A 7,510-nucleotide genomic window follows, 5' to 3' on the forward strand; every position below is an offset into this window, starting at 1 on the left:
TACCATCGCGCTTCACAGTTCTTGGCTTGCACCACGCCAGCCATGCCTCTAATGCCTCTGCAGATAATAGAATCGGGCGGCACGCTGGATATCGGTCAGGGTTTCTTGCGGCGTGTCCCGTAGCCATTTATAGATTTGGCGGCTGATCAATGCCCACTTAAACTGACGCACGAATTCTTCCAGGTGGTGTTTCACCACTCGGTACAGGTTCACCAGTTCGCCGTTGATATCGTTGATCACTTCAGTTTTGCTGGGGGGTTTGAGAAAATAGAGCGCCGCCGCGCCGCAGAACGGTTCTACATAGCAAGTATGAGCAGGAAACAATGGCAGGATATGTTTGGCCAGGCGGCGTTTACCACCAATCCACGGAACGATGGGCAAAGATTGCTCTTTCATTATCTGTAAGCCTTTTTCGTTAATCGAAAATACGGTAGGCTTTTCCGGTTCTCGAGAACGGGAGAGCCTCGGTTGACTCACAGGTCGTATCTGTGTGTTGACGGCCCGGTGGATGTTGACGCATCTGACGGGTCGCTCTTTTCCCCGCCATACTGCCGTTACGCCACCGCTCCCACTATTAACGCCGTTTAAAATCCCCGCAGCGCTATCCCCGTAATGATGTCTCCACTCACTTCACAGGAGACAGTTCATGAAGCTTAACATTCGCATCAAACGCCTGCTGGGCTGGCAAATCACCGCTGTTTTGCTGCTGGTCGCTATCGCGCTGGTATCGCCGCAACAGCTTTCCGTCGTTATCTACAAAATTTCACTGATTACATTGGCCGCTGTGCTCGGTTACTGGCTGGATCGTTCGTTATTCCCTAAAGCCGGGCTAGCGCAGTATCTGGTTCATGAGCCTGAACGGATGGAGCAAGGCGAGTACCCGGTCAAAAACGGTTACCAGCGGGTATTCGCCGCCGCGTTGATCCGTCGCGCCATCATTGTGGCGGCGGTCTGCCTCGCCGTGGCGACGGGGCTTTAATATGGTAAGCCAAATTCATCACAACGGATCGACTTCCGGTCTGCTGTTTTTACTGTTGCTCCTGTTGCTCGCAGGCGCGTTTGACAGTGATGCCGCCCGGCCCCCAGCCGCCCAGCAATACCGCAGCGATCTGATCCGCAACGCCCGACTGGACTGGGGGCTGAATGCGCCGGTAGCGGATTTTGCCGCCCAACTCCATCAGGAATCCGGCTGGAATCCGCGTGCGGTATCGCCCGTTGGCGCACAGGGGCTGGCGCAGTTTATGCCTGCTACGGCGCAGTGGATTAGCGGCATCGTGCCGGAACTGAAAGCTAATCAGCCGTTTAATCCGGCGTGGGCTATCCGGGCGCTGACCCGATATGACCGCTGGATCTGGCAGCGCGTCAATGCGGCTGACGACTGCCAGCGCATGGCGATGACGCTCTCCGGTTACAACGGCGGGCTGGGCTGGGTTCAGCGCGATCAGAAGCTGGCGGCGCGACGCGGGTTGGACAGTCAGCGCTGGTTCGGTCATGTCGCCGCCGTCAACGCCGGGCGCAGCGAGGCCAACTGGCGCGAGAACCGCCACTATCCACAGCGCATCCTGCTGGAATTAGCGCCGCGCTATCTGACCTGGGGAGGCCGTAGCTGTGCTGAACCTGCTTAAAAACCTGCCGTGGAAACCGCTGTTGTGGATTGCGTTGTGGTTGATCCATCAGCACGGCTACGCTGAAGCTTAACAGCCGCGCAGCGGATAAAGACAGCGCGCAGCTTAAAGCCGATGCGGCGCTGGATGGGCATAACGAGTACCAGCAGACCGGTTCGATAAGCCTGATGGGTACGCCGCAGCTCATCGCCGGCAACAAAATCGAGTTGGTGAAATTCGGCCAACTGTCGGGTCACTGGCTGATCACCTCCGCCCGGCATTCGTTTGACCGCAGCGGCGGTTATATCACTGAGATCGAGATTGCACGCGGCCCGGTTACTACAGGCAAATCGACGCGCAGTAAAACGCAGAAATTAACGGTATATAAACCGGATGGCACCACTGAAACCGTCACCAGGGAAAAGAAAAAATGAGCGTATCCCGCCAGGTCGGCACCGTCAGCGCCGTTGACCCCAAAAACGTCCGCGCCCGCGTTCGTCTGCCAGAATGCGATAACCTGCGCACCAACTGGCTGGACGTGCTGCAACACAATACCCAGAACAATAAGGATTACTGGTTGCCCGACGTCGGCGAGCAGGTTGTCGTGCTGCTGGACGCCAACGGCGAAGACGGCGTGATCCTGGGCGCGGTCTACTCCAGCGTCGATACGCCGCCCGTCAATAATCCGGACGCTCGCGGCGTGACCTATGCGGACAGCGCGGCGTTTTATTACGACCGCAATACCCACACGCTGACGATTAACGGCGGTATCGAGCATATCGTGATTACCTGCGGCGCGGACGTAACGGTTAAAACGCAAAAAGCCACCATTGACGCGCCGGAAACGGAAGTGACGGGCAATCTGCTGGTTAAAGGCAAATTCACCTATCAGGGTGGTATGGCGGGATCTGGCGGCAGCGGCGCGGCGGCGATTATTCAGGGCAACGTCAGCGTCGAGGGCGATATCGATGCCGGTGGTAAGATCATGGACAAGGGCGGCAACTCGAATCATCATACTCACTGAATGTTATCTACTTTCCAGGTGAGCATATGCCGTCATTTTCTCAGCGGATGGGAATCCGCCCGATGCAGAAAGCGATTCAGCGTGAGTCGATGGATAATGAGTTGCGTATTGGACTTTGGAATGTATTACAAATTGCAGTTTGGGATAAATGGTCAGATGGATCCTTTTCAAGAGAAAAGCTTGAGATTACAACTAAAAAAATATGGATTCATTTTTTTAAACTACCAGTAGATAAAATACCTGCATTTCATTACGACCCCTATAGAGCCTCAAAAGATGCACATGAAATTATAAGGGACTTCTTTTTCGAGATGGAATGGTGGGAATTGTATGATTTTTTTGAATTTACCCTTCAAAACATTCCAGATGAGTGGCGTGCGCCCTTATCATCATCATGCAATTATGTGTTGGAAAAGGAAAATGCGGCTTATCGTTTAGTAAAAGAAGAAATCGTTGAAATAACGGACAATTTGGAAATTGAGGCCATTGAAGATGCCATCAGCAATAGTCCTCAATCGGCAAAAGCACATCTTCAACGAGCCTTAGAACTTCTTTCCGACCGTAAACAACCTGACTACCGAAACTCCATTAAAGAGTCCATCTCCGCCGTTGAATCAGCATGTAACGCCATTTCTGGCGACGAGAAAGGTACTTTAGGGAAAAGCCTAAAACAAATTGAAACCGCTATCGGCTTGCATCCCAGTCTAAGAAATGCATTTTCAAGTCTGTACGGCTATACCTGTGATAGCGGCGGTATCCGGCATGCACTAACGGACGAATCAGCGCATCCTTCTTTTGCCGACGCCAAATTTATGCTGGTTGCTTGTAGCGCTTTCTGCAATTTCCTGTGGACGAAGATGGCGGAAAACGGACGCTAATTCATGGCGCTCCCTTTTTAAATCCCTTTAATATCGACCAATCCTTCCGGGGGCGATACTGCCCCCATGAATACTCACTCTGTTTTCTGGCAACCGGCCTTGCAACGCCCCGGCGAACTCGGCGAGGGGGTCGCCGATATCACGCAGGCCATCCACATCATTCTGCGCACGCCGCGCGGCAGTGATTTCCATCGCCCCGAATTCGGCAGCAATTTGCAGCTCTACATCGACTATCCCATCGACCGGGCCGTTCCGCATGTGGTGCGTGAAGCGGTTGAAGCCATCAAGCGCTGGGAGCCGCGTTGCAGATTACTGGCGGTTAAACCGCTTATCAGCGGTGAACATATGACGCTGCGCGTGAGCTGGGAAACGACCAGCGGCGTATTGCAGGCCACGGAGGTGTTATGGCGGTAACTGAAGAACCGATCTTTATTGAGCGTGACGCCGAGGCGATCACCGCCGAGATGATCGCCAAATATGAAGCCGATCGCGGAAAAACGCTCTATCCGGCGCAGGCGGAGCGCTTGCTGATCGACCTGATCGCCTACCGGGAAATGCTGCTGCGCAGCGGCATTCAAGAAGCGGCGAAGCAGAATCTGGTGCGCTATGCCCGCGCGCCGATGCTCGATTATCTTGGCGAACTGGTCGGCACCTATCGGTTGGCGGCTCAGGCGGCGCAAACCACGCTACTGTTCAGCGTTGAAGTCGCACTGCTAACGGATACGCTGATTCCAGCCGGAACGCGCGTCAGCGCGTCAGACAGCATTGTGTTTGCTACCGATGGCGATGCGGTGATGCCAGCAGGCGCGCTGAGTGCCACCGTTAGCGCTACTTGTACGCAAACCGGCGTCGCCGGGAATAACTGGCAACCGGCGCAGGTCAGCACCCTGTTGGATGATATTGCCGATGTCGATTTCACTGTGACCAACACCCTCGCCAGTTCCGGCGGTGCGGAAGAAGAAAGCGACGAGCGGCTACGGGAACGCATTCAACTGGCGCCGGAGTCCTTCAGCACGGCGGGTTCAAGATTGGCGTATCGCTATCATGCGCTGAGCGCCCACCCGGATATTGTCGATGTGGCGGTGGTCAGGGCTGAGCCGGGCGTCGTCCATCTCTTTCCGCTGCTGTCTGGCGGGTTGCCCGATGCCGCGCTGTTGGCGCAGGTGGAAAGCGTCTGTTCGGATGAGAAAGTGCGACCGCTGACCGATACGGTGGCCGCCAAAGCGCCCGTTCCGGTGGAATATGCGCTCCATGCCCGTCTGACGCTTAAACGCAATATTCAGGCATTGCCTGTCAAACAGGAAGCTGAGCGGGTAGCCGCCGACTGGGCGGAAAACCGCCGCGCAACGCTGGGACAGGATATCGTTCCCAGTCAGATTATCGCCGCGTTATCGCTCGATGGTGTCTATAGCGTCGAGCTGTTATCCCCCGGATTAACGGTGCTGGATGACTGGCAACTCGCCGTCTGTAGCGGCGTCACCATTACCATTGCCGGAGTCGCCGATGAGTGACGTGCTGCTTCCATAGCCGTTGGCCGCCGACGCCAGCTTCCGGTCGCTGGCCTCGCTCATCGACCGTTTTGACGCGCTGAAGTTGGAAATGCTGATGGTATATCTGGTCGACATCGTCGACAGCAGCGCGCTGGATGCGCTGGCCGAACAGTTCTCGCTGATTGAAGACGGCTGGCAACTGGCGGAATCCGAAGATGCCCGCCGGGCCATGATTAAATCGGCCATTGAGATGCACCGTTATAAAGGTACGCCGTGGGCGGTACGCGAGGTGATCCGTAGCCTGGGGTTCGGCGAAGTCGAACTGATCGAGCATATCGGACGGCTTAACTACGACGGCGTCCGCAGTTATAACGGCCATATGGTCTATGGCGATAAAGCCCACTGGCCGGTCTACCGGGTATTGCTGCAACAGCCCATCACCAACGATCAGGCGCAGATGCTGTGCCATACCCTTGAGATGATCGCCCCCGCACGCTGCCGGTTGGCCAGCCTGGAATATTGGGGCGTTCCTATTCGCTACAACGAAACCGCATCGTATGACGGTAACTACAACCACGGGAGTGCATAAGTATGGCGAACTTGCCGGAAAAACAGGAATGGATTGACGGTATCTACCAACTGGAGACGTCAGATCCGGTGGTCGGCGGCCCCGGCGGCGTATCCAACCGACAGGCGGAACAACTGGCTGACCGTACCGCCTATCTGAAGAAGGAACTGGAAAGTACCGGAGAAGATCTGCAATCGCATATCGACGCCGCCGATCCGCATACTCAATATGCGCCGAAAGCCAGCCCCGCCTTGACGGGAACGCCGACTGCGCCGACGGCAGCGGCGGGCGTCAATAATGCGCAGATCGCCACTACGGCCTATGTGATGGCCGCGATAGCCGCGTTGGTTAATGGTTCGCCGGGTGCGCTGGATACGCTCAAAGAACTGGCTGCTGCGCTGGGGGATGATCCGAATTTCAGCACTACCGTGCTGAATAAACTGGCTTAAAAACTAGAGAAAGAACAAAACGGCGCGGACATTCCCGACAAGGCCGCATTTATGGCGAATCTCGGGTTAAAGTCCGCCGCTACGCGCGCAATTGGCTCTGCGGCCAGCGATATTCCCGATATTGCTCTTGGTGATGGGCGTTATTTAGGAAAAACAGCCACGGCAGTCGCGGCAACTAAATTAGCCGCTGCGCGGAAAATCGCCGGCATCGCATTCGATGGTACGTCAGACATTTCTCTGACGCCTGCCAACGTGGGTGCATTGCCTATCGCGGGCGGCACATTGACCGGCAATCTGATTTCGACGGTGGCCGATGCTCTGCGCATTATCTACGGTGTATACGGCGTCATTCAACGCAACGGCGGAGGGGATTTTTATATTCTGCTGACCAACAAGGATGACGCCAATGGCGCCTGGAATAGCCTCCGCCCGATGAGAATTAATCTGGCGACAGGAAATGTTGAATTTGGTCATACGGCCAATGCCGCCATACTTCAGGAAAAAGGCCAACGCGTCTACAGCCCAAACAATAAACCCACAGCGGCGGATATCGGCGCGTTGCCCGCCGGAGGAACGGCGGCGGCAGCCACCAAATTATCAATGGCCCGGAAAATCGCGGGCGTGGCATTCGATGGTACGGCGGATATCGCGCTCACTCCGGCAAATATAGGTGCCTTGCCTGCTGCGGGAACGGCGGTGGCGGCCACCAAACTGGCGACGGCACGCAAGATTAATGATGTGGCGTTTGATGGCTCAGCGGATATCGTGTTGACCCCGGCTAACTTAGGTGCCTTGCCGGTTGCTGGCGGCACAATGACAGGTCAACTCACCCTTAATAACATTTTAAAAGTGGTTGGGAAAAGTGGTTTTCTACCTGATTCGCAAGGGGCGCATATTTGCTGGAACCGTGTTAACGGAAGCGGAAGAACCGACTTTGTTAACCACAAAGGTTCGGGTGGTGGCGGTTTTGTATTCTGGAACGGTGACGCTGAATCACAAAGCGAACTGGCGTCGTTAAACTCCTCTGGTTCGTTATTCGTAACCGGTACGATTTCGGAAAGCGGGCAACGCGTCTACAGTCCAAACAATAAGCCTACTGCTGCTGATGTCGAGGCCTTGCCAGTTGGTGGAACAGCGGCGGCGGCGACCAAACTGGCCTCCGCGCGTAAGATTAATGGCGTGGCGTTTGATGGTACAAAAGATATTACGCTGACTCCGGAAAACCTCGGTTTTAAAGAAATCACTGAAACAGGCTCTGGCGCAGGTTATTACTGGCGTAAATATGCTGATGGTATGGTTGAGTTATTCGGTTCATTTGAAACGGTCATCGGTAGTGCTGGGGTGGTTACATTTCCCCTCAAACTTGGTGAAGTTGTTAATATTACTTATGGTGAAGTGGGAGGGTAATCCCCCCGAAAAAGCGAAGTGTTCATAAGTAGAATTTTCTCGTAATCTGAACGCAGGAGATTCGCTATGAAAAAATCACGCTTTACCGAC

Annotated in this window: 6 protein-coding genes and 5 pseudogenes; 10 read left to right on the plus strand and 1 reads right to left on the minus strand. The window is 55.0% G+C overall.

The features are described from left to right. Positions 1-54 precede the first annotated feature (54 nt). Positions 55-396, minus strand: a pseudogene (locus DES54_RS08050) (DNA adenine methylase); the annotation flags it as partial. A gap of 250 nt (positions 397-646) precedes the next feature. Here DES54_RS08050 and DES54_RS08055 point away from each other — a divergent pair. The 10 genes and pseudogenes from DES54_RS08055 to DES54_RS19360 all read left to right on the plus strand — a co-directional run. Further along, positions 647-979 carry a putative holin gene (locus tag DES54_RS08055; RefSeq protein WP_113866250.1) on the plus strand — a complete coding sequence of 111 codons (333 nt, stop codon included), beginning with the start codon at positions 647-649 and terminating at the stop codon, positions 977-979. 1 nt (position 980) lies between these two features. Continuing rightward, positions 981-1,625, plus strand: a complete 645-nt coding sequence (locus DES54_RS08060) for a transglycosylase SLT domain-containing protein (protein ID WP_113866252.1) — start codon at positions 981-983, stop codon at positions 1,623-1,625. Between the two features lie 50 nt (positions 1,626-1,675). Next, positions 1,676-2,038 (plus strand): annotated as a pseudogene (locus DES54_RS08065) (phage protein D); the annotation flags it as partial. Beyond that, positions 2,035-2,628, plus strand: a complete 594-nt coding sequence (locus DES54_RS08070; protein ID WP_113866253.1) for a phage baseplate assembly protein V — start codon at positions 2,035-2,037, stop codon at positions 2,626-2,628. The pseudogene DES54_RS08065 and the gene DES54_RS08070, both read left to right, overlap by 4 nt. A 26-nt stretch (positions 2,629-2,654) precedes the next feature. Further along, positions 2,655-3,506 carry an AbiJ-NTD4 domain-containing protein gene (locus DES54_RS08075; RefSeq protein WP_113866255.1) on the plus strand — a complete coding sequence of 284 codons (852 nt, stop codon included), beginning with the start codon at positions 2,655-2,657 and terminating at the stop codon, positions 3,504-3,506. Positions 3,507-3,572: 66 nt separating this feature from the next. Continuing rightward, positions 3,573-3,821 (plus strand): annotated as a pseudogene (locus DES54_RS08080) (GPW/gp25 family protein); the annotation flags it as partial. An 89-nt stretch (positions 3,822-3,910) separates the two neighbouring features. Beyond that, positions 3,911-5,017 (plus strand): baseplate assembly protein, encoded by a 1,107-nt coding sequence (locus DES54_RS08085; protein WP_113866259.1) that lies wholly within the window; start codon positions 3,911-3,913, stop codon positions 5,015-5,017. Between the two features lie 19 nt (positions 5,018-5,036). Continuing rightward, positions 5,037-5,585 carry a phage tail protein I gene (locus DES54_RS08090; protein ID WP_240634971.1) on the plus strand — a complete coding sequence of 183 codons (549 nt, stop codon included), beginning with the start codon at positions 5,037-5,039 and terminating at the stop codon, positions 5,583-5,585. A 2-nt stretch (positions 5,586-5,587) separates the two neighbouring features. Then, a pseudogene (locus DES54_RS08095) lies at positions 5,588-6,010 on the plus strand (phage tail protein); the annotation flags it as partial. A gap of 54 nt (positions 6,011-6,064) precedes the next feature. Beyond that, a pseudogene (locus tag DES54_RS19360) lies at positions 6,065-6,442 on the plus strand (phage tail fiber protein); the annotation flags it as partial. Between the last annotated feature and the right edge of the window lie 1,068 nt (positions 6,443-7,510).

Source organism: Brenneria salicis ATCC 15712 = DSM 30166, assembly GCF_003315515.1.
GTDB lineage: Bacteria > Pseudomonadota > Gammaproteobacteria > Enterobacterales > Enterobacteriaceae > Brenneria > Brenneria salicis.

What these genes read in the sequence shown, in the direction of transcription:
- DES54_RS08055 (WP_113866250.1), top strand. Translation starts at nt 647, where the DNA reads ATGAAGCTTAACATTCGCATCAAACGCCTGCTGGGCTGGCAAATCACC.
- DES54_RS08060 (WP_113866252.1), top strand. Translation starts at nt 981, where the DNA reads ATGGTAAGCCAAATTCATCACAACGGATCGACTTCCGGTCTGCTGTTT.
- DES54_RS08070 (WP_113866253.1), top strand. Translation starts at nt 2,035, where the DNA reads ATGAGCGTATCCCGCCAGGTCGGCACCGTCAGCGCCGTTGACCCCAAA.
- DES54_RS08075 (WP_113866255.1), top strand. Translation starts at nt 2,655, where the DNA reads ATGCCGTCATTTTCTCAGCGGATGGGAATCCGCCCGATGCAGAAAGCG.
- DES54_RS08085 (WP_113866259.1), top strand. Translation starts at nt 3,911, where the DNA reads ATGGCGGTAACTGAAGAACCGATCTTTATTGAGCGTGACGCCGAGGCG.